Origin of the sequence: Mongoliimonas terrestris (assembly GCF_001927285.1) — a bacterium.
In the GTDB taxonomy this organism is placed as follows: Bacteria; Pseudomonadota; Alphaproteobacteria; order Rhizobiales; family Pleomorphomonadaceae; genus Chthonobacter; species Chthonobacter terrestris.
The window spans coordinates 95,352-121,929 of the sequence record NZ_MSIG01000011.1 but is presented as its reverse complement, the minus strand read 5'-3'; the positions used below and the strand labels follow the sequence as shown (position 1 = coordinate 121,929).

Genomic DNA, 26,578 nt, shown 5'->3' with positions numbered 1-26,578 from the left:
ATAGTCACTCGTCCGGTTTTCCGCGAAGGCGCACGTCCCCCATGCCCGATCTTCTCATCGAACTCTTTTCCGAAGAGATCCCCGCCCGCATGCAGGCGAAGGCGGCCGACGACCTCAAGGGTCTCGTCACCAACGGCCTGGTGGACGCCGGTCTCACCTACGAGGGGGCGGCGGGCTTTGCGACGCCGCGCCGGCTGGCGCTGACCGTGCACGGGGTGACCAGCCGCTCGCCGGACCTGCGCGAGGAGAAGAAGGGTCCGCGCGTGGACGCGCCGGAAGGCGCCATCCAGGGCTTTTTGAAGAGCGCCGGCCTCTCGTCCGTCGCCGAGGCGCGGGTGGTGGACGACCCGAAGAAGGGCAAGTTCTACGTCGCCGAGACGCTGAAGCCCGGCCGGGCGGCGGAGGACATCATCGCCGATCTGGTGCCGCAAGTGGTGCGCGGCTTCCCCTGGCCGAAGAGCATGAAGTGGGGAACCGGCGCGCTCCGCTGGGTGCGGCCGCTCCACTCCGTCGTCTGCACCTTCGGACCGGAGACCGAGGACCCGACCGTGATCGCCGTCGACATCGAGGGCGTTTCGTCCGGCAACGTCACCTACGGCCATCGCTTCCTGGCACCGGAGCCGATCCGGGTGCGCCGGTTCGACGACTATATGGCGGCGCTGGAGAAGGCCAAGGTGGTGCTCGATCCCGCGCGCCGGCGCGACATCATCCTGCACGACGCCAAGGATCTGGCCTTCGCGGCGGGGCTGGAGCTCGTCGAGGACGAAGGGCTGCTCCACGAGGTGGCGGGGCTTGTCGAATGGCCCGTGGTGCTGATGGGGTCGTTCGAGGCGCGCTTCCTGGAGGTGCCCGACGCGGTGATCCGCGCCACGATCCGGGCCAACCAGAAGTGCTTCGTGCTGAGGGATCCGGCCACCGGCGGGCTCGCCAACCGCTTCCTCCTCACCGCCAACACGGTGTCGGCGGACGGCGGGGCGACCATCGTGGCCGGCAACGAGCGCGTGATCCGCGCCCGTTTGTCGGACGCCAAGTTCTTCTGGGAGCAGGACCTCGCGGTGCCGCTGGAAAGCCGGCTGCCGAAGCTCGACAGCATCACCTTTCACGAAAAGCTCGGCAACCAGGGCGAGCGGGTGAAGCGCATCGTGGCGCTCGCCCGCGAGATCGCCCCGCTGGTGGGCGCCGATCCGGAGTTGGCCGCGCGCGCGGCGTTGCTGGCCAAGGCCGATCTCGTCACCGGCATGGTGGGCGAATTCCCGGAGCTGCAGGGCTTCATGGGCCGCACCTACGCGGAACGGCAGGGCGAGGACCCGGCCGTCGCCGCGGCCATCGAGGAGCACTACAAGCCGCAGGGGCCGAGCGACCGGGTTCCGACGGAGCCGGTGTCGATCACGGTTGCGCTCGCCGACAAGCTCGACATGCTGACCGGCTTCTGGGCCATCGACGAGAAGCCGACCGGCTCGAAGGACCCGTTCGCGCTCCGGCGTGCGGCGCTCGGCGTGATCCGCATCGTGCTGGAGAACGGGCTGCGGATGCGGCTCACCGCGTTCGGCTCGACGCCGGATCTCCTCGCCTTCTTCGCCGATCGCATGAAGGTGCAGTTGCGCGAGCAGGGCGCGCGGCATGATCTCGTCGACGCGGTGTTCGGGCTCGGCGGCGAGGACGACCTGCTGCTCGTCGTCCGCCGGGTGGACGCGCTCGGGCACCTGCTCGCCTCCGAGGACGGGCGCAACCTGCTTGCGGGCTATCGCCGGGCCGCCAACATCCTGAAGGCCGAGGAGAAGAAGGGCACCGCGGTCGCCGCGACGGTGGACCCGACGCGCTTCGCCGATCCGGCCGAGGCGGTGCTGTGGGCGGCAGTCTCGCGGGGCGCCGAGACGGTGTCGGACGCGCTCGGCCGGGAGGACTTCGAGGCCGCCATGGCGGCGCTCGCCGGCCTTCGCCCGCCGGTGGACGCCTTCTTCGAGGCGGTGCTGGTCAACGCCGAGGATCCGCTGGTGCGGGCCAACCGGCTGGCGCTCCTCGCCGCCATCCGGGACACCTGCCACCAGGTGGCGGACTTCTCGCGCATCGAAGGCTGATGCGACATCGTGCGGAGGGCAGAAACGCCCTCCGCTGTTTCACGGAATCGACGGAAGTACGGATCGCTTGTATCGTGGGTGCATGTCCTTCCGGCTGCCCCCATCCGACGCCTTCCACCCCTGATCGGACCGATCAGGCGGCCTAGGCGCCGGTTTCCGACGGCGGGACCCTGTGCCCGCCGTCCGAGACCACGCCGCCGATGCAGCCCGCCGAACGCTTTCTCCCGCCGCCGTCCAGACCCCCTCCCCTTCGCCGTCGGACCGAGCCCGCAGAGGCCCGCACGGCCGAGGGTCCCACGTCCGAGCCTCGCGAATCGGGACGATCGCTTGTCTTCGGCTGGACGTTGCCGGTGCGGGCGCTGGCGGCGCTGATCCTCTCCCTGCCGATCGGCGCGCTTCTCATCGCCGTGCTGCTGGCGGAGCGGGCGTTCGGTCCGCATCCGCGGCGACGGGCTGTGCTCCGGTCCGTCGCCCGGGCGCGACTCAGGGGTCGAGCCACATCCGCCGCTGCTTCTCCCCGATCTCGCAGTCATAGTCGGGATCGGTGGTGGGCGTTGCCTGGGCGTACTCGAATCCGCCGCTGAGGTCGGCGATCTCCAGCACCATCTTGCGCCGGATGGCCTCGATGAGCTGGGCCCGGTCGCTCACCGCGACCAGGAAGGCCCCCGGGCCGCCGATGACGCAGTTGGCATAGTAGGAGTCCAGGTTTTCGATCGAGCCGTAGCCCCGGTTGCCCGGCCGCAAGGTGATCGGCAGGCCGTTGATGACGATGCCGCGCGACAGCACCAGATCGCGCACCGGCACCACCGGTTCGCCCATGTTGTTGGGTCCGTCGCCCGACATGTCGATGACCTTGCGCATGCCGGCGTAGCCGTTGTTCTCGAAGAGCGCCGCCGCGGCCATGAGGCCGCTGGAGATGGAGGTGCCCCGCATGGTGCCGCGCGGCGCGTCGGCGAGCTGCCCGGCAAAGGTCTCGGCGGATACCCGGTTGTCGATGATCCGCCAGGGCACGACCACCCGCGGCGTGGCGGGTCCGGCCCATTCCAGATAGGTGACGGCGATCCGGCCATGAAGGCCGCTGCGGATCGCGTCGAGCACCTCCGGATGGCGGAGGGCCTCCACATAGCCGGTGCGTTGGAGAGCCTGTTCGTCCGGGTCCATGGAGCCCGAGACGTCGACGGCCAGCACCAGTTCCAGGTCCACCTGGTCGTCCGCCGCCGCGCCGCCGGCCATGGCCAGAAGGAACAGGCCGGCCATCCACAGTCGCCGATGTCGTGTGCTTCGCATCACCGCCTCCAGTCGGGCGCACGGATTCAAACCGCGTGGCGCGCCTCGCGTGACGAACAGAGCCAGGTATCGAGCCACTGGCTCACGGCGATCCGGGCTTCCGCCTGGGCGTCCGGACCGGGTCTGGGCAGAGGCGTGCGGCACGACCCGACGGATGGGGCCGACGGGAAGACCGGGCGCTCTGGTGGGGCGGCAGGGCGGATCAGGAAGGCCGAAGACCGCCGCTCCCCTTGCGAACGAGGTCAAGTGTCGGTTCCATGACAGCGCGCGTCAACTGTGCTGCGGCGCGGAATGCTCAACCTTACTTGATCGATTAAATTTACGCTGTGGCGAAAAACGTCGGCCACGGGTCATCCGAAAGGCGCATTGTAGCCGGTATAAGACCCCGGAACGGCATGGTCGGTGGGATGAGGATGAATCTCGGCAGATGGTTCGACGTGACGGGGCTCGCAGCCCTGGTGCTTGGTCTCGGCGCGCTCTACGTGGCGGCCGTGGTCATCCGCACGGCTGACCTCATCCTCTTCTTCCTTCCCTATGTCCTCGCCGGCAGCATCGTGCTGACCGTCCTTTTCCTCACCTGGCGCCGGCGTCATCTGCTCCTGATGATGCTGATGCTCGGCGGCAGCATCGCGGTGCTGCCGGTGTTCGCCGAGCGCAGCGAGATCGACGGGGGGACCCGGGTTCGCGTCGCCACCATCAACATGCTGAGCGACAAGAACGCAGACCTGCCGGCCCTCAAGGCGTGGCTGGACTCCCGGCCGGCGGATATCATCCTCGTCCAGGAGGCCCCGCACGACGGGCCGGGGCTGCGCGGCATCACCAACGCCTATCCGGTGGTGCTCGGCCCCTATTCGTGGGACGTGGCGCTTCTCACCCGCTATCCGGTGATCGGCGAGCCCAGGCTTCTGGACGACGGCGTCTTCACCAAGCGCAAGCGCATCGCCCGCGTGGAGCTCGACGTCACCGATCGCTCGAACCCGAATGCCCGGCGCGAGACGCTGGTGGTCTACGCGGTCCACGCCCAGACGCCACGCTCCAAGGAGAAGTGGCGCGAGCGCAACCGTCTGCTCGCCGTGCTGGAAGAGGCGGTGAACAGTGAGGCGCCGGGCACGCGCGTGGTGGTCGGCGGCGACTTCAACACGCCGACCTGGTCGCCTTGGATCCACAAGCTGCTGCTCACCACCCCGCTTCGCCTCGCCGACGAGAGCCTCTGGCCGGTCGCGACCCGCTATTTCCGGGAGTTCGGCTGGCCGCAGTTCTTCGGCTCCACCGTGGACCACGTGATGGTGGGTCCGGGCGTCGAGGTGGAGCGCCACCGGGTCGGGCCGGACGTCGGCTCCGACCATCTGCCGGTGGTCGTGGACGTGGAACTGCACTGAAGCGCGGGACCGTGCCGGCCGGGTCGCATGGCCCGGCGCGGCGCAGCCTGTTCACGCTCACATGTTCGGGTAATTCGGACCGCCGGAGCCCTCCGGCACCGTCCACTCGATGTTCTGGTTCGGATCCTTGATGTCGCACGTCTTGCAGTGGACGCAGTTCTGCGCGTTGATCACGAACTTCGGCAGCGCGTCCGCCTCGCTGACCCACTCGTAGACACCGGCCGGGCAGTAGCGCGACGACGGGCCGGCGAAGGTTCCGAGTTCGGACACCCGCTGCAGGCCCATGTCCTTGACCTTCAGGTGCACCGGCTGGTCTTCCTCGTGGTTGGTGTTCGACAGGAACACCGAGGAGAGGCGGTCGAACGAGAGCTTGCCGTCGGGCTTGGGATAGGCGATCGGCTTGTGGGTCTTCGCCGGGTGGGTGGCCACGTGGTCCGGCTTGCCGTGCTTCAGCGTGCCGAAGGGCGAAACGCCGAGCTTTTCGTTCAGCCACATGTCGAGCCCGCCAAGGGGCACGCCGATGAGCGTGCCGAACTTCGACCAGAGCGGCTTCACGTTGCGCACCGTGTGGAGGTCCTTGCCGATCTCCGAGGCGCGCCAGCCGGTCTCGTAGCTGGTGAGTTCGTCGTGCGCCCGGTCGGCGGCGAGCGCCGCGGCGGCGGCCTCGGCCACCTGGATGCCGGACAGCATGGCGTTGTGCGAGCCCTTGATGCGCGGCACGTTGACGAAGCCCGCCGAGCAGCCGATCAGCGCGCCGCCCGGGAAAGTGAGCTTCGGCACCGACTGCCAGCCGCCCTCGGTGATGGCCCGCGCCCCATAGGAGAGGCGCTTGCCGCCCTCCAGCGTCTCGCGCACGAGGTGGTGCGTCTTGAAGCGCTGGAACTCCTCGAAGGGCGAGAGGTAGGGGTTCTGGTAGTTGAGGTGGACCACGAAGCCGACCGCCACCTGGTTGTCCTCCAGGTGGTAGAGGAAGGAGCCGCCACCGGTGCCCCAGTCGAGCGGCCAGCCGAACGAGTGCTGGACGAGGCCCGGCTGGTGCTTGGCCGCCGGGATCTCCCAGAGCTCCTTCAGGCCGATGCCGAACTTCGCCGGTTCGGCGCCGTCGGCGAGGTGGTAGCGGTTGATGACCTGCTTGGCGAGCGAGCCGCGCACGCCCTCGCCGAGCAGGGTGTACTTGGCGAAGAGCGCCATGCCGCGCTGGAAGTTCGGACCCGGCGTGCCGTCCTTGTGGACGCCCATGTCGCCGGTGGCGACGCCGATCACCCGGCCGGCGTCGTCATAGAGCACCTCCGCGGCGGCGAAGCCCGGATAGATCTCCACGCCGAGGGCCTCGGCCTTCTGGGCGAGCCAGCGGCAGACGTTGCCGAGGGACACGACGAAATTGCCGTGGTTGTTCATGAGCTTCGGCATGGCCCAGTTGGGCAGCCGCACGGCGGCGGCCGGGCCGAGCAGGTAGAAGCGATCGTCCGTCACCGGGGTCTTGAAGGGCGTGTCCGCCTCCTCGCGCCAGCCCGGCAGCAGGCGGTCGACGCCGATGGGGTCCACCACGGCACCGGAGAGAATGTGGGCGCCGACCTCCGACCCCTTTTCCAGCACCACCACCGAGATGTCGCGCCCGGTCTCCGCGGCGATCTGCTTCAGGCGGATGGCGGCCGAAAGGCCAGCCGGCCCCGCGCCGACGATCACCACGTCGAACTCCATCGCTTCGCGTTCGGGCAGGTCAACCGCGGTCATGCCAACTCCTTCAGGTCCTTCAAGGGCCCCGCTCCGGGCGCGCGTACCATATCCAGGCGCACCGCGCCCGCAAAGGCGACCAAGGGCCCATCTTTTCTCATGGGGCTGTTCTGTCGCAGCATGATGGTGATTGCTGACGTTTACGTCAACGTTATGATGAATGCGAGCCTTTCGTTCTTGTCTCCGCGACACGGGCGACCGGGTGCGTCAGCCGTGGCGTCGGCCTGAGGGGAGCGCTATAAGGCTCTCATGTCCGATCTTGAGCCCAGTCCGAGCGTTCACGACGCGCTGCTTGCGCTGGTGGAGTGGTACGCCGCGATGGGCGTCGACGCGGTGCTGGAGGATGCCCCGGTCGACCGCTTCGCCGAGACGGTCGCCGACCGGGAACGCCGGGCGCTCACCCAGCGCGCGCCTGCGTTGACGCCCGGTCAGGCCCGCGTGCTGCCACCCGCGCCGCGCGGCCAGCCGGCCCGAACCCCGCCGCCGCAGCCGATCAGCGCCCCGCTTGCCGCGACGCTGCCGGGCACCGATGCGGTGATGGCCGCGCGCACCGCCGCCGCGGCGGCCCAGACCCTGGACGAACTCCGCGGCCTTCTCGCCGGGTTCGACGGCTGCAACCTGAAGCTCACCGCGAAGTCTCTCGTGTTCGGCGACGGCAATCCGACGGCGCGGCTGATGTTCGTCGGCGAAGCGCCGGGCCGGGACGAGGACATCGAGGGCCGGCCCTTCGTCGGCCGGTCCGGACAGTTGCTCGACCGCATCCTCGCCGCCCTCGGCTTGGCCCGCGCGACGGATGCCTACATCGCCAACGTGGTCTACTGGCGCCCGCCCGGAAACCGGGAGCCGAGCGACCAGGAGATCGCCATCTGCCGGCCCTTCATCCAGCGGCAGATCCAACTGGTCGACCCGGACGTGCTGGTCTTCCTCGGCGGACAGCCCGCGAAGGCGCTGGCCGGCGGCGACGCCGCCCGCATGGGCATCCGCAAGCTGCGCGGCCGCTGGCTCGACTTCGACACCGGCCAGCGCGTCATCAAGGCCATGCCCACCTTCCACCCGGCCTATCTCCTCCGCAACCCGGTGGAGAAGCGCATGGTCTGGCGCGACATGCTGGCGGTCAGGGCGGTGCTGAAGGGTTCGCCCTGAACCGCCTCAATCCTCGTGGTTGGCGCAGACTGCCGCGAAAGCCGTCATGTTGACGATGCCGCGGGAGGTGACCGACGGGGTGAGCACGTGGACGGGGCTGGCCGGGCCGAGGAGGATGGGGCCGACGTGAAGGGCGTCGGCGGTGACCTTCATCAGGTCGAGGGCGATGTTGGCGGCGTCGAGGGTGGGGAAGACCAGGAGATTGGCCTCGCCGGTGAGGGTCGACGTGGGCATCACCCGCTGACGCACCTGGGGCGAGAGCGCAGCGTCGCCGTGCATTTCGCCGTCCACCTCAAGGTCCGGCGCGGTGCGGCGGAGGATGGAGAGGGCCACCTGCATCTTCCGCGCGGACGCGCTGTCGGCGGATCCGAAGTTGGAGTGCGACAGGAGCGCCGCTCGGGGCGTGATGCCGAAACGGCGGATCTCGGCGGCGGCGAGGCGCGTCATCTCGGCGATTTCCGCGGGCGAGGGATCCTCCGACACGTAGGTGTCGGTGAGGAAGATGGGTCCACGGTTGGAGATGAGGAGCGACAGGGCCGAAAAGTCGTGGATGTCGGTCCTCAGACCGATGATGTTGCGAAGGTCGCGCAGCTGCTTCACGAAGCGGCCTTCAAGGCCGGTGAGGAGCGCGTCGGCATCGCCGCGCTTGACCGCCAGGGCGCCGATGACCGTGGCGTTGGTGCGCACGATGGTGCGTGCCGCATCGGGCGTCACGCCGCGCCGGCCGACCAGGTCGAAGTAGAGGTCCACATAGTCCCGGTAGCGCGGATCGTCCTCCGGGTTCACCACGGCGAAGTCGCGGCCCGGCCGGATCTTCAGGCCGTATCGCTCGCAGCGCGCGGTGATGACCTGGGGCCGGCCGATCAGGATGGGCACCGCCAGATCGTCCTCGATTACCACCTGGGCGGCGCGGAGCACCCGCTCGTCCTCGCCGTCGGCGTAGATCACGCGCTTCCGGCTGCCCTTTGCGGCCGCGATGATGGGCTTCATCACCAGGCCAGAGCGGAAGACGAAGCGGTTCAGCCGGTCCATGTAGGCGGGAAAGTCGGTGATCGGCCGGGTGGCGACGCCGCTCTCCATGGCGGCGCGGGCGACCGCCGGGGCGATCCTGAGAATCAGCCGATTGTCGAACGGCGACGGGATCAGGTAGCGCGGGCCGAACAGCTCCGACACGCCGCCATAGGCACGGGCCGCCACGTCGGACGGCTCTTCCTTGGCAAGGCCGGCGATGGCCTTCACAGCGGCCACCTTCATCTCCTCGTTGATGGTGGTCGCGCCGACGTCGAGGGCGCCGCGGAAGATGTAGGGGAAGCAAAGGACGTTGTTGACCTGGTTCGGATAGTCCGATCGGCCGGTGCACATCATGGCGTCCGGGCGGGCGGCGAGCGCCTCCTCCGGGGTGATCTCCGGGTTGGGGTTGGCGAGCGCCAGGATCAGCGGCTTCTCGCCCATGCGGGCGACCATGTCGGGCTTCAGCACCCCCGCCGCCGAGAGGCCGAGAAAGACGTCGGCGCCCTCGATGATGTCGCCGAGGTGGCGGGCGTTGGTGGGCTTGGCGTAGACCGCCTTCCAGCGGTCCATCAGCGCCTCGCGGCCCTCGTAGACGACGCCCTCCAGGTCGGAGATCCAGATGTTGTCGCGCGAGACGCCAAGGGAGACGAGGAGGTTGAGGCAGGCGAGCGCCGCCGCGCCCGCGCCGGAGGCCACCACCTTGATGGCGCCGAGGTTCTTGCCGGCAAGTTCCATGGCGTTGACCACCGCCGCCGTGACGATGATGGCAGTGCCGTGCTGGTCGTCGTGGAAGACCGGGATCTTCATGCGCTCGCGGAGCGCTGCCTCGATCTCGAAGCACTCCGGCGCCTTGATGTCCTCCAGGTTGATGCCGCCGAAGGTGGGCTCGAGCGCCGACACCACGTCCACCACCCGCTCCACGGTCGTGGCGTCGATCTCGATGTCGAACACGTCGATGCCGGCGAACTTCTTGAAGAGGACGGCCTTGCCCTCCATCACCGGCTTGGAGGCGAGCGGGCCGATGTTGCCGAGGCCGAGCACGGCGGTGCCGTTGGAGACGACAGCGACGAGGTTCTGGCGGGCGGTGTAGTCGGCGGCCTTGGCGGGATCGGCCGCGATGGCGAGGCAGGGCGCGGCTACGCCCGGCGAATAGGCGAGCGCAAGGTCGCGCTGGTTGCCGAGCGGCTTGGTGGCAGTGATCTCCAGCTTGCCGGGGCGCGGCTCCTTGTGGAAGAACAGCGCCGCTTCCTCAAGCTCCGGGCCGACCAGACGATTCTCGGACATGAGCGCTCACTCCCTGCGTTGATTTGTCTCGTTCTAGCATGGGTGCGGCTTTCCCCAAGCTGTGGATGGCCACAGCTTGATCGATTGAATGTGAGGGACCGGCGACGGTCAGCCCCGGACGGCCACGGCGCGGATGACGAGCGCGAGCACCAGGCCGTTGAGAAGGTGCCAGCCGACGTGGGTGCCGGCCGGAAAGGCTTCGCAGAAGGGCAGATCCGCCATCCGGAAGGCGAGCGACACGGCGAACACGACACTAGCGGCGAACACGAACCGGCCGTTCGGAGCGCCGGTCGCCATCAGCCAGCCGCCGATGAGGAGAAGCGCCAGGAGCGCCGGCATATAGCCGGACGAGGAGCCGACGAGCGGCTGGAAGGCGGCGCCGACGGGTCCGGATCCGGCCATGAAGAGCACCGTGGCGGCAACGGCGACCCAGGGCCCGAGGCCGACGAGACGGCGGAGAACGAGGCCGAAGCCGAGGGCGATGAAGATCGCGATCGGGATGACGTCCGCGAGCGCCGCCCAGCGGGTCGCCACCGTGTGGAAGAGGAAGGACCCGACGCCGACCGTCGCCGCCGTGAGGGAAAGGGCCGCAAGCCCGATGTCGCGCGTGCCGGCCCGCCGCAGAAGAAGGGCGCCGTAAAGGGCGGCGATGAGGAAGGACAGGTTGGAGACGGCGTTCAGCGGTTCGGCCCAGAAGCTCGGATCCGTGCGCTCGCAATAGGCATCCACGGCTTCGGTCCAGGCGTTCATGGGTCCTCCCGACGTTCGGTCATCGTTGGCCATGCGGGCGACGACACCCTAAAATGACGCTAGACCGCTTCGAAGGAACCCCCATGACACTCTCGCGCCTCGACGACAGCCGCCCCTTCATTCCCGTGCGGATCGCCGTCGTCACCGTATCGGACACCCGCACGCTTGAGGACGACAAGTCCGGCCGCACCCTGGTGGAGCGGATCGCCGAGGCTGGGCACGTGCTCGCCGGGCGGGAGATCGTGCCCGACGACGTGGAGGCTATCCGCGCCGTGGTCCGCCGGTTCACGGCGCATCCGGAGGTGGACGTGGTGATCACCACCGGCGGCACCGGCTTCACCGGCCGCGACGTGACGCCGGAGGCGCTGGAGCCGCTGTTCGAGAAGGTGATGGACGGCTTCTCGGCGGTCTTCCACCGGATCTCCTACGACAAGATCGGCACATCCACGATCCAGTCGCGCGCCACCGGCGGGGTGATGAACGCCACCTACGTGTTCGTACTGCCCGGCTCGCCCGGCGCCTGCAAGGACGCCTGGGACGGCATCCTGAAGGCGCAACTCGACTACCGCCACATGCCGTGCAACTTCGTGGAGATCATGCCGCGGCTCGACGAGCACCTGCGCCGCGGCGCCGGCACGCCGACGAAGGCGGTCTGACGACGTCCCACGGAAACGGTCGTCAGCCGTGCAGGCGCACCAGGTAGCGCGGCGGCACGGCGAGTGCGGCGAGTGCGAGGCTGAGGCCCCGCCGGATGCGCCGAACCAGCGGTACCCGTTCCGGCAGGTCGGCGGCCGGCGTGTACTGCGCGGAGGTGCTGCGCAGGCGATAGAGGCGGAAGCGTCCGATCCGGCGGAGGAGATCCACATCCTCCATGGCCGGGAGGGCGTGGTAGCCGCCGAGCCGCCGGTAGAAGGTCTTCGACAGCATCAGGCCCTGGCCGGCATGGGGGATGCGGGTGATCGCCGACAGAAGCCGCACGATGCTTTCGCGTAGACGCGCCCCGGGGCCGACTTCGTCGACCGCGTAGCTGAACACCGCCGCCACCGTGTCGGCACGGCCGGACCGGGCGGCACGCTCCATGAAGGTGCCGACTTCCGTTTCCCAACGATGCTCCAGCACGGAGCCAGGGCGGAGAAACAGCAGCCAGTCGCCTCGGAAGGCCACATCGCCGCCGCGCTTCAGGCGGGCGCCGAGAGGGCCGTGGGCTTCCACGATCACGCAGCCTGCGGCGTCGGCGACCCGGCGGGTGCCGTCGGTGGAGCCGCCGTCGACGATGACGACCTCGCGCACCATGCCTTCCGCAGCGGCCGGGATGAGGGCCGCCAGGGTGAGCGCCAGCCGCTCCTCGTCGTTCAGCGTGGGGATGATCACGGTCAGCATCGCGTTCCGTTTTATACAATTTCACCGTTTCGCGCGAGAAAGATGACGCCGCATCGCGGGGGCCGGCCGATGGCGAGGGTCCTGCCAGGTCGGTCCGGGTGGACGACGGCATGCCGACGCTCGAATGTTCTTGTCTTGTTCTGCGGCTGCGCTAAGATCAAAGCATGAACAGCCGAACCGCCTCCCTCTCAGTCGAACGGCTTCCCGAAGCGGAAGCGCTGCACGCCGACGGCCTCGCGACGCGGGCCGTGGCCGCCGACCGTCGCCGCGGACGCGGCGCCGGCGTGAACCCCGCCGGCCGGTTCGAGCCGCAGACCGTCGTCGCCTACGACGACGGTTGGGGCGGCCTGGAGGACCTGCCTCCGCTGAAGACCACCGTGCAGGTGGAGCGGGCGCGGACCATCATCACACGGAACGAGAGCCCGGACATCTCGTTCGACCGGTCGATCAACCCTTATCGGGGCTGCGAGCACGGCTGCGTCTACTGCTTCGCGCGGCCGAGCCACGCCTACATGGGCCTGTCGCCGGGCCTCGACTTCGAGACGCGGCTGTTCGTGAAGCCGAACGCCGCCGAACTGCTGGAGCGGGAACTGGGCGCGCCGTCCTACGTGCCGAAGACGATCGCCATCGGCACCAACACGGACCCCTACCAGCCGTTGGAGAAGGAGCACCGGATCACCCGGGCCATCCTGGAGGTGCTGGCCAAGACCAACCACCCGGTCGGCATCGTCACCAAGTCGGCGCTTGTCACCCGCGACATCGACATCCTGGCGCCGATGGCCGCGAAGGGGCTCGCCAAGGTGGCGATCTCGGTGACCACGCTCGACCGGAAGATCGCCCGGGCCATGGAGCCGCGCGCCGCCTCGCCGCACCGGCGGCTGGAGACGATCCGCCAGCTCAACGAGGCGGGCATCCCGACCGGCGTGATGGTGGCGCCGATCGTGCCGTGCGTGACCGACACGGAGATCGAGCGCATCCTCGACGCCGCCGCGGCCTATGGGGCCAGGGAGGCGGGCTACGTGCTGCTGCGGCTGCCGCTGGAAGTGTCGGAGATCTTCCGCGACTTCCTCCTCCGCGAATTCCCGGACCGATACCGGCATGTGATGAACGTGCTCCGCTCCATGCGGGGCGGCAAGGACTACGACGCGGAATGGGGCAAGCGCATGCGCGGCACCGGTCCTTACGCCTGGCAAATCGGCCGGCGGTTCGAGCTCGCCGCCAAGCGGCTCGGCCTCAACAAGAACCGGGTCAAGCTGACCACCGAGCATTTCCAGAAGCCCACGAACGGCGGCGTGCAGCTTTCCCTGTTCTGAGGCGGTGCGACCGCCCTCTTCGGACCGCCGCGTTCAGTCCGACGGCGTGGTCCGGGTGATCCCGGACCGGATCGGTCCCGCCGTGCTTTCGTCGCGATCCTTGGCCATGATGCGCGCCGACTGTGGGAGGGACATATGAAGCTCTGCATCCTGGCTCCGGCGGTGCTCGGCGCACTGGCTGGCGTGATCGTCGTTCCGCTCGTCGGCGCGGGCGAGGCGTCGGCCGGCGAGGCGCGTGCGATCGCCAGCATCAAGGTGGAACGGCCGGTCGGCCGGATGATCGGCGAATCGCGGATCGAGAACGGCGCGCACTACTTCATCGTCGCCGGCGACGGCCTGACCTGCGCGGGCGGCTACGACCCGGCGCTGGAGGGCACCATCGCGGACTATCGGTTCGCCTGCAGCGACGGCAGCACCGGCCACGCGGAGGTGGAATGGCGCGCCGACGGCATGGTGGCGACGGGCGGCTTCGTGATCGACGGCAAGGGCGAGATCGGTACCGTCACCGTGGAGGTGCTGACCCCTCAGCCGTCGCCCGACGACGTGGATCCGCCGCCGATGCCGGAGAACCGCAAGACCTGAGCCCTTCGCGGATTTCGCTTCAGCGGAAACGGCCGATCCGGTCGTGCCCGGCCGCAGGGCCGCCGTCCGCGCACATCAGCCGTGCGGACGGATGGGTGCGGGTGGCCTTTCCCCGACGGGTGCTTATCTGGTAACGACCGAAGGGCTTCGAGCCGGTTCGCGCGCCTGCGCCGGCTCTCCTTTCGCCAACGACAGACGCCCGGCCTGTAACGCCGAAAGGGCGGCATCACCCGGACGGACCCCATGCTCATCATCTTCGACTGCGACGGCGTTCTGATCGATTCGGAAATCATCGCCGCCGAGGTAAATTCCGAGATCCTGCGCGAATACGGCTACGACATCACGGCCGCCGAGATGAACAGCCGCTTCGTCGGCCTCACCGGCCCGCAGATCGTCGCCATCATCGAGGAGGAGCTCGGCCGGTCGCTGCCGGAGGACTTCAAGGATCGGGCGGACGACGAGATCGACGCGCGGCTGAAGGCCGTGAAGGCGATCGCCGGCATCCACGATCTCCTGGACGCGCTCGACTGGCCGCGCTGCATCTGCTCCAACTCGTCCACCCGGCGGCTGAAGCTGTCGCTGCAGGCGGCGGGGCTCTACGACCGGTTCAAGCCCTACATCTTTTCGGCGCCCGAGATCGGGTCGAAGCGCGGCAAGCCGGCGCCGGACGTATTCCTGCATGCCGCCGAGACCTTCAAGGTGGAACCGCGCCAGGTCGTCGTGATCGAGGACAGCGTGCCCGGCGTCACCGGCGCGGTCGCGGCCGGCATGCGGGTGATCGGCTTCACCGGCGGCCTGCACACCTGGGCCGGCCACGGCGAGGCGCTGATGGACGCCGGCGCCGAGACGATCGTCCGACGCCTGCGCGAAGTCGGTCCAGTGGTGGAGGCCTTCCGCGCCTGGAACGGCCTCGACGCCTGACCCCGCTCCTCCGCGTTTTCAGGCGGTCGCCACCACAAAGTCGAAGTGGCCGCGGGTCACGGTGCCGGCGGGCGCGAGCGTCATCTCCAGCGACGGATCGTAGAGGAAGTCGCGCCGGTTGCCGCGCTCGTTCGGAAAATAGAGCTGCGTGGTCAGCACCGGTCCGCCGGGCGCCTGCACCTTCAGATGAAAGTGGCGCGTGCGGCCCGGGTAGAGGCCCGGCAGCATGGTCTCGAAGTCGAAACGGCCCCGATCGTCGGTGAACTGGTGGCCGCGACCGCGATAGCCGGCGTTGTCGTAGACACCCCGGTCGTCCGCGTGCCAGAGCTCCACCAGGGCGCCCGGCACCGGGCGGCAGCCGGTGTCGAGGACGAGGCCGGACAGTTGGAACACCGCCCCGCCATAGCCGGCCGGCAGCAACGAGCGCTTCAACGGCGTGTCCGGCTTGAAATAGGGCCCTTCCGTCTGCCGCTCCGTGGCGGGGCCGCAGGCGCGGGTAGGGGCGAGCGCCTGCCCCGACGCGGGGCGCATCAGCCCGAACCCGGCCGGCAGGGCGAGCGAGCCGGCCAGGAAGGAGCGCCGGGAGATCGGTGCCATGGTCAGGAACCCTTTCGGAATGCATGGGCCGGACGGCTGCCCTTCGGGTTGAGGTGGCGCTCCGGCGCCGGGCGCGCAAGGGCGCCGGGCCTTGCGCCGTCACGGCTTGGTGCCGCCGTCGCCCTGTTTCGCGGTCTGGAGCACGAAGCCGATGACGGCGGCGACCGCGCGGTAGAGCTCCACCGGGATCTCGTCGCCGACCGGCAGGGCCGCGAGCGCTTCGGCAAGCGCCGGGTTCTCGTCCACCGGCACGCCGGCCTCCTCGGCCTTGGCCAGGATGGCGGCGGCGAGGTGGCCGCGTCCGCTCGCCACCACGGAGGGGGCGTTCGGTGCGTCGTAGCGAAGGGCCACGGCGACCCGGCCGGTCGGATCGGGCGGCGGGGCGGCGTTGCTCATAGGGATACGTCCAGGCGATGGTGGGCGGGCGCGGTCAGCGGCGGCCGCGCCTCCGGCGGACGGCCCGCGTGCACCGAGGCGTCCGCCAGATCGAGGCCGGCGGCGGCAAGGCCCGCGCGCAGCGACGGCAGGCCGGCTTCCAGCACCGCCACCGCGTCCGGCCGGTCGCACCAGAGCCCGACCGCCACCCGGTCCGCGCCGACCAATGCCAGGCGGGCGTGGAGGGGGCCGAGCGGGTCCACGTCGAGGGCGATGTCGACACGGAGCGCCCGACCGCCCGGCGCTTCGCTGTCCGGATCCGGTGGGTCGCGCTCGATGCGCACGGAGGCGACGGAAAGGCCGGTGGGGCCGGCCACCGGCACCGGAAAGCTGATCACCTCCTGGCGGTCCGGCGGCGCGGCCGGATCGGCGGCCGCGTCCGGCACGGCAGCGGCCTGGTGGAGGACGAGCCGGTCGATCGCCCGCTCGGCCCCGTCGAGAAGGCGCGCCGCGATCGCCTTCGGGGCATCCCGCGGCGGTGCGAACAGCAGGGCGGGCTCGGCAACGGGCGGCGCGGACCGGCGCGGCGGCTCCGGTCGCTCGCCGACGGGCCGCGGCTGGCTCTCCGGTCGGCGCGCGCCCACCCAGCGGTCGAGGGCGGCGACGAGGGCGGCGAGCACGGCGCCGAGATCGCCCGGCCGGCCGCCGGCCGGGAGGCCCGATGCCGCCAGGGTGGCGACGAGCGCGGTCGTCTGGGGGCCGCCGTCGCGGACGACAAGGGCGCCAAGCGCGTCGAGTGCCGCCTTCACGGCGGGCGGCACCACGCCCGGCGGCCACTGGCCGAGCTGGCCGGCGGCGGCAAGCACTGGCGCGAGACCATCCTGCCGGGCGAGCGCGCGGGCGATCACCGCATCAAGGGCCGCCTGCAGCGGGCTCGCCGGGGGCATTGCCGGGCCGGTCGCGCCGGGCGAGAGGGCCGGGGCGGCGCCACCTGGAAGGGCGGCGCCGTGGGAGCCGGCGCCCTCCGGAAAGGGCGCCTGGGACGGCGGATGGCCGGTCGAACCGACGGGCACGTCGCCGACGATGGGACCGACCGGGCCGATGGCCATGGCGCCTCCGTGGACCGCGCGGCGGTTCGCGCCGCGTTCCCGGAAAGCCTATCGCCGCCGGCCGGGCTGGACCAGAGGCTTGTCCGGTCCGACGCCGGCCATCGGTTCCGGCGGGCAGCCTATTCGGCCGCTTCCGCCCGCGTTTCCTCGGCAGGATCGGACCAGACGAGCTTCGGCTGGCGGGCGGCGCGGGTCTCGTCAAGGCGCCGGCGCGGGGCGTGGCGCGGCGCAGCCTTGAAGTCGGCCACCCCGCCGGCCTTGGCCTTCTCGGCCAGATGCCGGAGCGTGCCGACGAACTGGTCGAGGCTCGCCTTCGATTCCGACTCGGTCGGCTCGATCAGCATGGCCCCATGGACGACCAGCGGGAAGTACATGGTCATCGGGTGGTAGCCCTCGTCGATCATCGCCTTGGCGAAATCGAGCGTGGTGACGCCGGTGCCTTCCAGGAAGCGGTCGTCGAACAGCACCTCGTGCATGGCCGGCCGGTCCGGGAAGGCGACGGTCATCACGTCGGCGAGCCGCGCCTTCACGTAGTTGGCCGACAGCACCGCGTCCTCCGACGCCTGCCGCAGTCCGTCCGCGCCGTGGCTCATCATGTGGGCGAGCGCCCGCACGAACATGCCCATCTGGCCGTGGAAGGCGGTGATGCGGCCGAACGGGGTGGCGGTTTCGCCGGCCTGACGGCGCGTCTCCACGAACTCGCCGGAGCCGTCCGGATTGAAGCGCACGAAAGGCACCGGCGCGAACGGCGCCAGCTTCTCCGACAGCACCACCGGACCGGCCCCCGGCCCGCCGCCGCCATGCGGGGTGGAGAAGGTCTTGTGGAGGTTGATGTGCATGGCGTCGACGCCGAGGTCGCCCGGGCGGACCTTGCCGACGATGGCGTTGAAGTTGGCGCCGTCCGCGTAGAAGTAGGCGCCCGCCGCGTGGACCGCCTCGGCGATCGCCACCACGTCGCGCTCGAAAAGCCCGCAGGTGTTCGGGTTGGTGAGCATGATGGCCGCGACCTCGGGCGAGAGCCGCGCCTTCACGGCCTCCGGATCCACCGTGCCGTCCGCCCGGGCGGGCACCGGCACCACCTTGAAGCCGAGAGCGGCGGCGGTGGCCGGGTTGGTGCCGTGGGCCGATTCCGGGACGAGCACGATGGAGCGGGTCTCGCCGCGCGCCGCGATGGCCGCCTTGATGGCCGCCATGCCGCAGTACTCGCCGTGGGCGCCCGCCTTCGGGCTCATGGCGACGGACGCCATGCCGGTGAGCTCCAGGAGCCAGCGGCCGAGTTCGGCAATGAGGTCGACGGCGCCCGGCACCGTGGAGAGCGGCTGCAGCGGGTGGACGTCGGCAAAGCCCGGCAGGCGCGCGAGCTTCTCGTTGAGGCGCGGGTTGTGCTTCATGGTGCACGAGCCGAGCGGGTAGAGGCCGAGGTCGATGGCGTAGTTCTGCCGGGAGAGGCGCACATAGTGGCGCATGGCCTCCGGCTCGGTGAGGCCCGGCAGGCCGATCGGCGCGGTGCGGGCGTGGCCGCCGAGCCGCGGCGTGAAGGGGCCCGGATCGTCCACGTCGACGCCGGTGACGTCGCGCCGCCCGGTCTCGAAGATCAGCGCCTCCTCGATGTGGAGGCCGCGGTTGCCGGTGAAGGTCTCGGGCGCGGCGGTGTCGGGCCCGGCGATGGGCGTGGTCGGGCGTCCTTGCGTGTTCATGGCCATCACAGCACCTCCTTGAGCGCCTGGACGAGGGCGGCACGGTCGTCGTCGGTGTTGATTTCGGTGGAGGCGACGACCAGGAGGTCGTCGAGGTCGGAGCGCTTGGGCTCCAGGCGCGAGGCCGGCACGCCGGCGAGGATGCCACGTGCGGCGAGCGTCTCGACCACCGCGGCGGCGTTGCGCGGCAGGCGGACCGTGAATTCGTTGAAGAAGGTGTCGTTCAGCACCGTCACGCCCGGCACGGCGGCGAGCGCGTCGGCGAGCTTCACCGCGTTGGCGTGGTTGAGCCGGGCGAGGCGCATGAGCCCTGCCTCGCCGAGAAGCGTCATGTGGATGGTGAAGGCGAGGGCGCAGAGGCCCGCGTTGGTGCAGATGTTCGACGTCGCCTTGTCGCGGCGGATGTGCTGCTCGCGGGTGGAGAGCGTCAGCACGAAGCCGCGCTTGCCGTCCGCGTCCACCGTCTCGCCGCAGAGGCGGCCAGGCATCTGACGGACGTACTTCTCGCGCGTGGCGAAGAGGCCCACATAGGGGCCGCCGAAGGTGAGCGGGTTGCCGAGCGACTGGCCCTCGCCAACCACGATGTCGGCGCCCTGGGCGCCCGGCGGCTCGATGGCCCCGAGGGCGACCACTTCGGTGAACACCGCGATGAGGAGCGCGCCGACGCTGTGGGCCTTCTCGGCGATCGGTCGGAGGTCGATCAGGTGGCCGTAGAAGCTGGGCGATTGGACGACCACGCAGGAGGTCTCGCCGTCGATCCGGGCGAGGATGTCCTCGATGCCGGCCGGGTCCGGGTCGAGGGTGTCGATGCGGTCGCCGGCCATCTCGGAGACCGTGCGCATCACGCCGCGATAGTGCGGGTGGACGCCGCCGGACACCACCGCCTTGTCGCGCCGGGTGATGCGGTGGGCCATGGCGACCGCCTCGGCGGCACCGGTGGAGCCGTCGTACATGGAGGCGTTGGCGACGTCCATGGCGGTAAGCCGGCTCACCTGCGACTGGAACTCGAACAGGATTTGCAGTGTCCCTTGCGACACTTCCGGCTGATAGGGCGTGTAGGAGGTGAGGAACTCGGAGCGCTGGATGAGGTGGTCCACGGTCGCCGGCACATGGTGCCGATAGGCGCCGGCGCCCACGAAGAAGGGCACCGCTCCGGCGGTCGTGTTCCGGGCCGCCATGGCGGCGAGACGCCGCTCCACGGCGATCTCGGACTGGTGCAGCGGCAGGGCGGGCAGGCCGGCGAGGCGCTTGTCGGCCGGCACGTCGGCGAACAGCGCGTCGATGGCGCCGACGCCGACCGCGCCGAGCATCTCGGCCCGGTCCTCGTCGGTGAGGGGAAGGTAGCGCATGGGGGACGGTCCTTCGGGTTCGGGTGCGGGGTCCGGGACGGCTCAGAGCGCGTCGGTGTAGGCCTTGTAGGCGGCCGCATCCATCAGGTCGGCGAGGTCGGCGTCACCGGAGAGCTCCACCTTGAAGAACCAGCCATCGCCTTCCGGCGCTTCGTTGACGAGGGCGGGGGTGTCGGCGAGCGCCTGGTTGGCCTCGGTGACCGTGCCGTCGACTGGCGAGAAGACGTCGCTCGCCGCCTTCACGCTCTCCACCACGGCGGCATCGCCACCCTTGGTGACGGCGCGCCCGGCATCCGGCAGCTCGACGAACACCACGTCGCCGAGCTGGGCCTGGGCGTAGTCGGTGATGCCGACGGTCGCGATCGAACCCGCGACGTCGATCCACTCGTGATCCTTGGTGTAGAGGCGCGCCATGGGGGACTTCATCCTTCTCTGAAGAGTCAGGTTCCGGTTGTAGTATTCAGAATTCATTATTGATTATGATCTCGCACCCGCGGCCTTGCGGCCGCATTGCGGGATGCGATTCACGTGCCGCGATAGAAGCGGGCGGGCACGAAGGGCAGCGCGACCACCTCCGCCGGCATCAGCTTGCCGCGCACCATCAGGCCGATGCGGGTGCCGGGCGCCGCGTGCGGGGCGGCCACATAGCCCATGGCGATCGGCCCGTTCACCGTCGGGCCGAAGCCGCCGGACGTGACCGTGCCGATGGGCAGTCCGTCGTGCGAGAGGATCTCGACGCCTTCGCGGGCGGGCGCCCTCCCCTCCGGCCGGATGCCGACGCGGCGACGCGGCGGGCCGTTGGCGATCTGCTCGGCGATGACGTGGTGGCCGGGGAAGCCGCCCTCCTGCCGGCGCCGCTTCTGGATCGACCAGGCGAGCCCCGCCTCGACCGGCGTGGTGCCGGTGTCGATGTCATGGCCGTGGAGGCAGAGGCCGGCTTCCAGGCGCAGGCTGTCGCGGGCGCCGAGGCCGATCGGCTTCACGTCGGGATCGTCCAGGAGAGCGGTCCAGAGCGCGGCGGCCTGATCGTTGGCGACGGAGAGTTCGAAGCCGTCCTCGCCGGTGTAGCCGGATCGGCTGGCATGAACGCTGATGCCCGCCACCGTGACGGGACCGGCGGTCATGAAGGGCCAGGCGGCGACGTCCGCGCCGGCGCGGGCAAGGACGGTCGCGGCGACCGGTCCCTGGAGGGCGAGCAGCGCCCGGTCGTCCTGCAGCGTGAGGCGGACGACCTCGGGCAGCCGGGCCTTCATGTGGGCGATGTCGGCCGCCTTGTTGGCGGCGTTGACCACCAGCATCAAGGTGCCGTCCAGAGCCGGGTCGGCGGGCCGGTGGACCATCAGATCGTCCAGGATGCCGCCGTCGGTGTCGAGAAGCTGGGTGTAACGCTGGGCGCCGTGCTTCAGGTCGCGAATGTCGGCCGGAACCAGTGCCTCAAGGGCGTCGGCGACGGTGGCATGATCGGAGCCGGCGAGAACGACCTGACCCATGTGGGACACGTCGAACAGGCCGGCCGCCGACCGCGTGTGCAGGTGTTCGGCGAGGATGCCCTCGTACTGCACCGGCATGAGGTAGCCCGCGAAGGGCACCATGCGGGCGCCGAGCGCCTTGTGGGCGTCGAACAGCGAGGTGGTCAGGGGCTCTTGGGCGTGGGTCGGCTCGGAGGGGGCCGTCGTGCTCATCGGGTCGTGCTCCACGTCGGGTTGGCGTCAGGAGGACAACCCCCGACACGCCCCCTCTGTCGCATGACCTGAGAGATTTCCCGTGCGGCAGGCCCGGAGAGGGCCCTGGCCGCGCGGTTACTCCGTCGGTGAGCCGACCACGGGTCCCCGCGGTCCGGCTGCTTTCCAGAGCGTCACACGCCGCAGCGGTCCTTTTGCCTGAGAGTTTCCGGGGCGGTTGCTCCTTCGGCGCCGGTCCGAGGCGAACCCCCGACCGGTCTCTCCCGCGCGGCGACACGAGACCACCAAGAGATACTGTGAGTTTGCCTATGGATCAATAGGAACAGGCGATGATTTGTCGGGACGACGAGGAATGGATGGGGAAAAGGGAACAGCGGATGAGGTGCAGATGAAGACCGCGATGCGCGCCCTCCCCCGTCCTCCAAGTTCGTCATGGTCCGCGCGGGCGGACCAGCCACGCATATCAACGCAAGGGGTTTGCACGACAAGAGCGTGGGTGGTCCGCCTTCGCGGACCATGACGGATGTGGCGGCGTGAGGTCCGTCGGCGGGGGATCACCGCATAGCTTGCAAAACCGCCTTCATTCCCCTCCGCTCAGGTGCCTTTCGCGCCGGACTCGTCGAAGCCGACGTAGATCACGTAGCGGGACTGGGCGGTGCCGAGGGGGACGACGATGTTGTCGACCACCTTGGCCCAATTGGTGGCGGCGGTGCCGGGGGCGATTTCGGCGGGGATGAGGTGGAGCTCCGAATAGAGCACCTCGTCGCCGTTGCGCACGAGCACGACGCGGACGGGCAGGTCGACCCGGCCTGTGGCGCCCGACGGGCCCGCCAGCAGGCGGCCGGCGACGCCGACGCGCACGGTGGTGCCGATCTCGCTGGTGCGGCAGTCGCGGGAGAACTTGCCGACGGTCGCCTGGAAGCGCAGGCCCGCCGGGTCACCCTGGCGGCCGCGTTCGTAGACCGGCATCATCTGGGTGCCGTCGCGGACCTGGACTTGCGGGCAGACCTCGACCGGGCGGAAGATCTCGGCGGCTTCCTGTTCCTTGACGGGATCGCGCCCGCCGCTCAGGAGCGCACCGGGGCTCATGTCGCTCGCGGTCGAGCAGCCCGAGAGCACCGCCACGGTCGCGGCCAGCGCCGCACACTTCATCAGCACGCCGATCGATTTCATGCGTCCGTCACCTCCGTCGGCGCCTCCCATAGCATGCGCGTCCGTCGAAGGCGACTGGCGCGAGCGGCCGGAAAAATCGATGATGGACCGTCGCTTGACAGGCCATCCGTCACCACTTCTATTCCGGGCGTGGTGCCGATGGCGCGCCCGCCCGTTCCCCCGCCTGTTCCGAACGCCGAGCCGAGACCGCCCGTGACGAGACCGCCCCTATCCATTCTGCTCTGCGCCCCGCGCGGCTTCTGCGCCGGCGTGGACCGGGCGATCCAGATCGTCGACCTGGCGCTCGCCCGCTATGGCGCGCCGGTCTACGTGCGCCACGAGATCGTCCACAACAAGTATGTGGTGGAGGAGCTGCGCCGGAAGGGCGCCGTGTTCGTGGAGGAGTTGGACGAGATCCCGGACACCACCCAGCCGGTCATCTTCTCCGCCCATGGGGTGGCCAAGGCGGTGCCGGCGGCGGCGCGCCTGCGCGGCTTCTTTCAGCTCGACGCCACCTGCCCGCTGGTCACCAAGGTGCACCGGGAGGCGGAGATCCACCACAAGCGCGGCCGCCACGTGATCCTGATCGGCCACGCTGGCCATCCGGAGGTGATCGGCACCATGGGCCAGCTGCCCGACGGCGCCGTGACGCTGGTGGAGACGCTGGACGACGTCGCGCGGCTGGAGGTTCCGGAGGGCACCGCTCTCGCCTACACCACTCAGACGACGCTCTCGGTGGACGACACCCGGGCCATCGTGGAGGCGCTGTCGGCACGGTTTCCGACCATCACGGCGCCCCACAAGGAAGACATCTGCTACGCGACCACCAACCGGCAGGAGTCCGTGAAGGCGGTGGCGCCGAAGGTGGACGCGCTCTTCGTCGTCGGCGCGCCCAATTCGTCCAACTCGCAGCGCCTGCGCGAGGTGGCGGCGCGGGAGGGCTGCAGTCGGGCCTACCTGATCCAGCGGGCCTCCGAGATCGACTGGGCGGCCGTCGGTGAGGTCCGCACCGTCGGCATCACGGCGGGCGCCTCGGCGCCGGAGGTGCTGGTGGAGGAGGTGATCGACGCCTTCGCCGAGCGCTACGCGGTGACGGTGGAGACGGTGCGCACCGCCGACGAGACCATCGCGTTCAGCCTGCCGCGCGACCTCCGGGCCGGCGCCGCCTGATCGCCGAATTGCCGGGCCTCTCCCGGCACGCCATGTCCTCAAGCACCTTGTCCGGGAGCGACGCCACCATGGCGGTCTACACCGAGGTCTCCGACGACGAACTCGCCGCCTTCCTTGCCCGCTACGACATCGGCGGTCTCGTTTCCTGCAAAGGCATTGCCGAGGGAGTGGAGAACTCCAACTTCCTCCTTCGCACCGAGACCGGGATCTTCATCCTCACCCTCTACGAGAAGCGGGTGAACCCGGCCGACCTGCCCTTCTTCATCGGCCTGATGGAGCACCTGGCCGGCGCCGGCATCACCTGCCCGCTGCCGGTGAAGGCGCGGAACGGCGAGGCGCTCGGCGACCTTGCCGGTCGCAAGGCGTGCATCGTCACCTTCCTCGACGGGGTCTGGGTGAAGCGGCCCGCCGTCACACACTGCCGGCAGCTCGGCACCGCCCTCGCGCGGCTGCACCTTGCCGGCCGCGACTACAAGATGGTGCGGCCGAACGCGCTGTCGGTGGCGAGCTGGCGCCCGCTGTTCGACCAGAGCCGCGCCCGGGCGGACGAGGTCGTGCCGGGGCTCGCGGACGAGATCGACGGCGATCTCCGGGCGCTGGAGGCCGGTTGGCCGTCAGGCCTGCCGACGGGCGTGATCCACGCCGACCTCTTCGTCGACAACGTGTTCTTCCTGCGCGACGAGCTCTCCGGCCTCATCGACTTCTATTTCGCGTGCACCGATTCGCTCGCCTATGACGTCGCCATCTGCCTCAACGCCTGGTGTTTCGAGCCGAACCACGAGCTGAATGCCACCAAGGCGCGTGCCTTCCTGGCCGCCTACGCGGAGGTGCGGCCGTTCACCAAGGCCGAGGTCGCCGCCTTGCCGATGCTGGCGCGCGGCGCCGCCATGCGCTTTTTCCTGACCCGGCTCTACGACTGGCTGACCACGCCGGCCGGCGCCCTCGTCAAGAAGAAGGATCCGATCGAATACCTGCGGAAGACGCGCTTTCATCGCGCTGTCGCATCCGCCGCCGACTATGGCCTCGAGGCCGAAGGTGTCGCCTGATGACCGATGAGGCTGCCGTCCCGCGCGTGACCGTCTACACCGATGGCGCCTGCTCGGGAAATCCGGGACCGGGCGGGTGGGGAGCGATCCTGCAGTGGGGCGATCGGGAAAAGGAACTCTGCGGCGGCGAGCCGGACACCACCAACAACCGCATGGAGCTGATCGCCGCCTGCTCGGCGCTGGAGGCGCTGAAGAAGCGCTGCCTGGTCGATCTGTGGACCGACAGCCAGTATGTGAAGGGTGGCATCACCGGCTGGATCCACGGCTGGAAGCGCAACGGCTGGAAGACCGCCGACAAGAAGCCCGTGAAGAACGCCGACCTCTGGCAGCGGCTGGAGGCGGCGCGCCTCAACCACGAGGTCACCTGGCACTGGGTGAAGGGTCACGCGGGCCACGACATGAACGAACGGGCCGACGCCCTCGCCCGGGCCGGCATGGCGCCCTACCTGAAGGGCGCGCGGCGCGGCACCGGATCGTGACGTCCCGCATGGTCGGGATCGGCATGGTCGCGATCCGAGCGGGAGCTTTCTCTTGAACCAGTCCTTCGTCTCGCCGGCCGTCCTCGACGATCCGCTGGCCGCCGTCGCGCCGGTCACCCGCCGGGTGCTGGTGGTTGCCAACCCGATCGCCGGCGGCTTCCGCTACCGGGCGCTCGACCGCTACGCCGCGCGGCTCGACAAGCTCGGCGTGCGCGTCACCGTCTGGCTGACCCGCTATGCCGGCAACCTCACCGAGATCGCCGAAGCGCTGGACCCGACAGTGGACACCCTGGTGGTCGGCGGCGGCGACGGGTCGATCAACGAGGCGGTCACGGGGCTTCTCCGCCGGGCCGCGCCGCCGCCGGCGCTCGGCGTGCTGCCGTTCGGCACAGCCAACGTGCTCGCGCACGAACTCGCCCTGCCCTTCCGCCCGGAGGCCATGGCGGAAGCCACCGTCGCCCGGCGCCTGAAGCCGCTGCACCTCGGGCGGATCGGCGACCGGCCGTTCATCCTGATGGTGTCGGCCGGCTTCGACGGCGACGTGGTGCACGCGGTGGAGCCGGCGGTGAAGCGCCGCTGGGGCAAGCTCGCCTATGCGGCGGCGGCCGTTCGGCTTGCCCTTGCCGCGCAGGGGCGCGACGTGGTGGTGGAGGCGGACGGGGTGACGCGGGTGTGTCGGCTGGCCGTGGTGACCACCGCCGGCTTCTACGGCGGCCCGCTCGCCATCACGCGCCAGACCCATGTGACACGGCCCGGGCTCAGGCTGATCACGCTTTCCAACGACAAGCCGGGCACCCTGGCGGGCGCCGCGCTGGCGCTTGCCCGCGGCCGCCTCGGCAGCCATCCGGCGGTGACCGACGAGGCCGTGATCTCCGCCCGCCTCGGCGGCGTGGGGGTGAAGCTGCAGATCGACGGCGACAAGCTGGAGCCGACCGACGGCCTGATCACCGCCGAACCGCGGGTGCTGGCCGTGGTGACAGGCGCCTGAGAGCCGTGGGGCTGAGGGCCTGGCCAGCGCCGGCGAGCGGGTCGCCAAAGGCGGAACCGCCCGGCGGCGCCG

At 70.2% G+C, this 26,578-nt stretch carries 24 protein-coding genes and 1 riboswitch; of the genes, 11 read left to right on the top strand and 13 right to left on the bottom strand.

The window, feature by feature from the left end; genetic code table 11:
• The first annotated feature begins 41 nt into the window (after positions 1-41).
• Positions 42-2,078: a glycine--tRNA ligase subunit beta gene (gene glyS / locus BUQ68_RS16175; RefSeq protein WP_075217034.1), complete on the top strand. Its 2,037-nt coding sequence runs from the start codon at positions 42-44 to the stop codon at positions 2,076-2,078.
• 483 nt (positions 2,079-2,561) lie between these two features.
• Here the strand turns inward: glyS and BUQ68_RS16170 are convergent, their stop codons facing one another.
• On the bottom strand, positions 2,562-3,335 hold the full coding sequence (locus BUQ68_RS16170) for a DUF1194 domain-containing protein (protein ID WP_075217033.1): 774 nt from the start codon (positions 3,333-3,335) through the stop codon (positions 2,562-2,564).
• 443 nt (positions 3,336-3,778) lie between these two features.
• Here BUQ68_RS16170 and BUQ68_RS16165 point away from each other — a divergent pair, with 443 nt between their 5' ends.
• Positions 3,779-4,744 carry an endonuclease/exonuclease/phosphatase family protein gene (locus BUQ68_RS16165; protein WP_075217032.1) on the top strand — a complete coding sequence of 322 codons (966 nt, stop codon included), beginning with the start codon at positions 3,779-3,781 and terminating at the stop codon, positions 4,742-4,744.
• A 57-nt stretch (positions 4,745-4,801) separates the two neighbouring features.
• Here the strand turns inward: BUQ68_RS16165 and BUQ68_RS16160 are convergent, their stop codons facing one another.
• Complete coding sequence (locus BUQ68_RS16160; RefSeq protein WP_075217031.1) at positions 4,802-6,478, bottom strand: electron transfer flavoprotein-ubiquinone oxidoreductase; 1,677 nt, start codon at positions 6,476-6,478, stop codon at positions 4,802-4,804.
• Positions 6,479-6,727: 249 nt separating this feature from the next.
• Between BUQ68_RS16160 and BUQ68_RS16155 the strand changes: the two genes are divergently transcribed.
• Positions 6,728-7,621 carry a uracil-DNA glycosylase gene (locus tag BUQ68_RS16155; protein ID WP_075217030.1) on the top strand — a complete coding sequence of 298 codons (894 nt, stop codon included), beginning with the start codon at positions 6,728-6,730 and terminating at the stop codon, positions 7,619-7,621.
• Between the two features lie 6 nt (positions 7,622-7,627).
• Here the strand turns inward: BUQ68_RS16155 and BUQ68_RS16150 are convergent, their stop codons facing one another.
• Together BUQ68_RS16150 and BUQ68_RS16145 are read right to left on the bottom strand one after the other, a co-directional pair.
• Positions 7,628-9,916 carry an NADP-dependent malic enzyme gene (locus BUQ68_RS16150; protein WP_075217029.1) on the bottom strand — a complete coding sequence of 763 codons (2,289 nt, stop codon included), beginning with the start codon at positions 9,914-9,916 and terminating at the stop codon, positions 7,628-7,630.
• 108 nt (positions 9,917-10,024) lie between these two features.
• Positions 10,025-10,666, bottom strand: coding sequence for a ceramidase domain-containing protein (locus tag BUQ68_RS16145; protein WP_075217028.1), 642 nt, complete (start codon positions 10,664-10,666; stop codon positions 10,025-10,027).
• Between the two features lie 83 nt (positions 10,667-10,749).
• On the opposite strand from BUQ68_RS16145, the gene moaB reads away from it, so the two are divergent.
• Entirely contained in the window at positions 10,750-11,322 is a 573-nt protein-coding gene (moaB, locus tag BUQ68_RS16140; RefSeq protein WP_075217027.1) for a molybdenum cofactor biosynthesis protein B, read from the top strand.
• A gap of 22 nt (positions 11,323-11,344) precedes the next feature.
• Here the strand turns inward: moaB and BUQ68_RS16135 are convergent, their stop codons facing one another.
• A complete protein-coding gene (locus BUQ68_RS16135) occupies positions 11,345-12,046 on the bottom strand; it encodes a glycosyltransferase (protein WP_075217026.1) in 702 nt (233 codons plus the stop codon).
• A 164-nt stretch (positions 12,047-12,210) separates the two neighbouring features.
• Here BUQ68_RS16135 and BUQ68_RS16130 point away from each other — a divergent pair, with 164 nt between their 5' ends.
• The 3 genes from BUQ68_RS16130 (at position 12,211) to BUQ68_RS16120 (ending at position 14,862) form a co-directional block, all read left to right on the top strand.
• Positions 12,211-13,359, top strand: a complete 1,149-nt coding sequence (locus BUQ68_RS16130; protein WP_083656637.1) for a PA0069 family radical SAM protein — start codon at positions 12,211-12,213, stop codon at positions 13,357-13,359.
• Positions 13,360-13,494: 135 nt separating this feature from the next.
• Positions 13,495-13,941 carry a hypothetical protein gene (locus BUQ68_RS16125; protein WP_075217025.1) on the top strand — a complete coding sequence of 149 codons (447 nt, stop codon included), beginning with the start codon at positions 13,495-13,497 and terminating at the stop codon, positions 13,939-13,941.
• Between the two features lie 243 nt (positions 13,942-14,184).
• Positions 14,185-14,862: an HAD family hydrolase gene (locus tag BUQ68_RS16120; RefSeq protein ID WP_075217024.1), complete on the top strand. Its 678-nt coding sequence runs from the start codon at positions 14,185-14,187 to the stop codon at positions 14,860-14,862.
• An 18-nt stretch (positions 14,863-14,880) separates the two neighbouring features.
• Here the strand turns inward: BUQ68_RS16120 and BUQ68_RS16115 are convergent, their stop codons facing one another.
• The 8 genes from BUQ68_RS16115 to BUQ68_RS16080 form a co-directional block, all read right to left on the bottom strand.
• The gene (locus BUQ68_RS16115) at positions 14,881-15,459 is read right to left on the bottom strand and encodes a dioxygenase family protein (protein WP_075217023.1); all 579 of its coding nucleotides are present in this window, start codon (positions 15,457-15,459) and stop codon (positions 14,881-14,883) included.
• A gap of 99 nt (positions 15,460-15,558) precedes the next feature.
• The gene (locus BUQ68_RS16110) at positions 15,559-15,855 is read right to left on the bottom strand and encodes an EscU/YscU/HrcU family type III secretion system export apparatus switch protein (RefSeq protein WP_075217022.1); all 297 of its coding nucleotides are present in this window, start codon (positions 15,853-15,855) and stop codon (positions 15,559-15,561) included.
• Positions 15,852-16,943 (bottom strand): flagellar hook-length control protein FliK, encoded by a 1,092-nt coding sequence (gene fliK / locus BUQ68_RS16105; RefSeq protein ID WP_075217021.1) that lies wholly within the window; start codon positions 16,941-16,943, stop codon positions 15,852-15,854. The genes BUQ68_RS16110 and fliK overlap by 4 nt, the downstream gene beginning before the upstream one ends.
• 119 nt (positions 16,944-17,062) lie before the next feature.
• Positions 17,063-18,640 carry an aminomethyl-transferring glycine dehydrogenase subunit GcvPB gene (gene gcvPB, locus BUQ68_RS16100; RefSeq protein ID WP_245293287.1) on the bottom strand — a complete coding sequence of 526 codons (1,578 nt, stop codon included), beginning with the start codon at positions 18,638-18,640 and terminating at the stop codon, positions 17,063-17,065.
• Positions 18,641-18,645: 5 nt separating this feature from the next.
• Positions 18,646-19,989 carry an aminomethyl-transferring glycine dehydrogenase subunit GcvPA gene (gene gcvPA / locus BUQ68_RS16095; RefSeq protein WP_075217019.1) on the bottom strand — a complete coding sequence of 448 codons (1,344 nt, stop codon included), beginning with the start codon at positions 19,987-19,989 and terminating at the stop codon, positions 18,646-18,648.
• A gap of 42 nt (positions 19,990-20,031) precedes the next feature.
• Positions 20,032-20,403 (bottom strand): glycine cleavage system protein GcvH, encoded by a 372-nt coding sequence (gcvH, locus tag BUQ68_RS16090; protein WP_075217018.1) that lies wholly within the window; start codon positions 20,401-20,403, stop codon positions 20,032-20,034.
• 110 nt (positions 20,404-20,513) lie between these two features.
• On the bottom strand, positions 20,514-21,671 hold the full coding sequence (gcvT, locus tag BUQ68_RS16085; RefSeq protein ID WP_075217017.1) for a glycine cleavage system aminomethyltransferase GcvT: 1,158 nt from the start codon (positions 21,669-21,671) through the stop codon (positions 20,514-20,516).
• Positions 21,672-21,847: 176 nt separating this feature from the next.
• A riboswitch (glycine riboswitch) is annotated at positions 21,848-21,947 on the bottom strand.
• A 318-nt stretch (positions 21,948-22,265) separates the two neighbouring features.
• On the bottom strand, positions 22,266-22,844 hold the full coding sequence (locus tag BUQ68_RS16080; protein ID WP_075217016.1) for a hypothetical protein: 579 nt from the start codon (positions 22,842-22,844) through the stop codon (positions 22,266-22,268).
• Positions 22,845-22,982: 138 nt separating this feature from the next.
• Between BUQ68_RS16080 and ispH the strand changes: the two genes are divergently transcribed.
• From ispH to BUQ68_RS16060, 4 genes are all read left to right on the top strand, one after another.
• Positions 22,983-23,993 (top strand): 4-hydroxy-3-methylbut-2-enyl diphosphate reductase, encoded by a 1,011-nt coding sequence (gene ispH / locus BUQ68_RS16075; protein WP_075217081.1) that lies wholly within the window; start codon positions 22,983-22,985, stop codon positions 23,991-23,993.
• Between the two features lie 68 nt (positions 23,994-24,061).
• Positions 24,062-25,039: a homoserine kinase gene (locus BUQ68_RS16070; protein ID WP_075217015.1), complete on the top strand. Its 978-nt coding sequence runs from the start codon at positions 24,062-24,064 to the stop codon at positions 25,037-25,039.
• Complete coding sequence (gene rnhA / locus BUQ68_RS16065; RefSeq protein WP_075217014.1) at positions 25,039-25,518, top strand: ribonuclease HI; 480 nt, start codon at positions 25,039-25,041, stop codon at positions 25,516-25,518. Before BUQ68_RS16070 ends, rnhA begins: the two co-directional genes overlap by 1 nt.
• 52 nt (positions 25,519-25,570) lie before the next feature.
• On the top strand, positions 25,571-26,506 hold the full coding sequence (locus BUQ68_RS16060; protein WP_075217013.1) for a diacylglycerol/lipid kinase family protein: 936 nt from the start codon (positions 25,571-25,573) through the stop codon (positions 26,504-26,506).
• The last annotated feature ends 72 nt before the right edge of the window (positions 26,507-26,578 follow it).

Bases quoted from the DNA above. Each gene is read 5' to 3' on its own strand.
- BUQ68_RS16145 (WP_075217028.1), bottom strand. From the start codon at position 10,666: ATGAACGCCTGGACCGAAGCCGTGGATGCCTATTGCGAGCGCACGGAT.
- gcvT (WP_075217017.1), bottom strand. From the start codon at position 21,671: ATGAGCACGACGGCCCCCTCCGAGCCGACCCACGCCCAAGAGCCCCTG.
- BUQ68_RS16170 (WP_075217033.1), bottom strand. From the start codon at position 3,335: ATGGCCGGCCTGTTCCTTCTGGCCATGGCCGGCGGCGCGGCGGCGGAC.
- BUQ68_RS16150 (WP_075217029.1), bottom strand. From the start codon at position 9,916: ATGTCCGAGAATCGTCTGGTCGGCCCGGAGCTTGAGGAAGCGGCGCTG.
- BUQ68_RS16070 (WP_075217015.1), top strand. From the start codon at position 24,062: ATGGCGGTCTACACCGAGGTCTCCGACGACGAACTCGCCGCCTTCCTT.
- glyS (WP_075217034.1), top strand. From the start codon at position 42: ATGCCCGATCTTCTCATCGAACTCTTTTCCGAAGAGATCCCCGCCCGC.
- BUQ68_RS16155 (WP_075217030.1), top strand. From the start codon at position 6,728: ATGTCCGATCTTGAGCCCAGTCCGAGCGTTCACGACGCGCTGCTTGCG.
- BUQ68_RS16130 (WP_083656637.1), top strand. From the start codon at position 12,211: ATGAACAGCCGAACCGCCTCCCTCTCAGTCGAACGGCTTCCCGAAGCG.
- BUQ68_RS16110 (WP_075217022.1), bottom strand. From the start codon at position 15,855: ATGAGCAACGCCGCCCCGCCGCCCGATCCGACCGGCCGGGTCGCCGTG.
- BUQ68_RS16135 (WP_075217026.1), bottom strand. From the start codon at position 12,046: ATGCTGACCGTGATCATCCCCACGCTGAACGACGAGGAGCGGCTGGCG.
- gcvPA (WP_075217019.1), bottom strand. From the start codon at position 19,989: ATGCGCTACCTTCCCCTCACCGACGAGGACCGGGCCGAGATGCTCGGC.
- fliK (WP_075217021.1), bottom strand. From the start codon at position 16,943: ATGGCCATCGGCCCGGTCGGTCCCATCGTCGGCGACGTGCCCGTCGGT.
- gcvH (WP_075217018.1), bottom strand. From the start codon at position 20,403: ATGGCGCGCCTCTACACCAAGGATCACGAGTGGATCGACGTCGCGGGT.
- gcvPB (WP_245293287.1), bottom strand. From the start codon at position 18,640: ATGAACACGCAAGGACGCCCGACCACGCCCATCGCCGGGCCCGACACC.
- BUQ68_RS16165 (WP_075217032.1), top strand. From the start codon at position 3,779: ATGAATCTCGGCAGATGGTTCGACGTGACGGGGCTCGCAGCCCTGGTG.
- moaB (WP_075217027.1), top strand. From the start codon at position 10,750: ATGACACTCTCGCGCCTCGACGACAGCCGCCCCTTCATTCCCGTGCGG.
- ispH (WP_075217081.1), top strand. From the start codon at position 22,983: ATGGCGCGCCCGCCCGTTCCCCCGCCTGTTCCGAACGCCGAGCCGAGA.
- BUQ68_RS16120 (WP_075217024.1), top strand. From the start codon at position 14,185: ATGCTCATCATCTTCGACTGCGACGGCGTTCTGATCGATTCGGAAATC.
- BUQ68_RS16115 (WP_075217023.1), bottom strand. From the start codon at position 15,459: ATGGCACCGATCTCCCGGCGCTCCTTCCTGGCCGGCTCGCTCGCCCTG.
- rnhA (WP_075217014.1), top strand. From the start codon at position 25,039: ATGACCGATGAGGCTGCCGTCCCGCGCGTGACCGTCTACACCGATGGC.
- BUQ68_RS16080 (WP_075217016.1), bottom strand. From the start codon at position 22,844: ATGAAATCGATCGGCGTGCTGATGAAGTGTGCGGCGCTGGCCGCGACC.
- BUQ68_RS16160 (WP_075217031.1), bottom strand. From the start codon at position 6,478: ATGACCGCGGTTGACCTGCCCGAACGCGAAGCGATGGAGTTCGACGTG.
- BUQ68_RS16125 (WP_075217025.1), top strand. From the start codon at position 13,495: ATGAAGCTCTGCATCCTGGCTCCGGCGGTGCTCGGCGCACTGGCTGGC.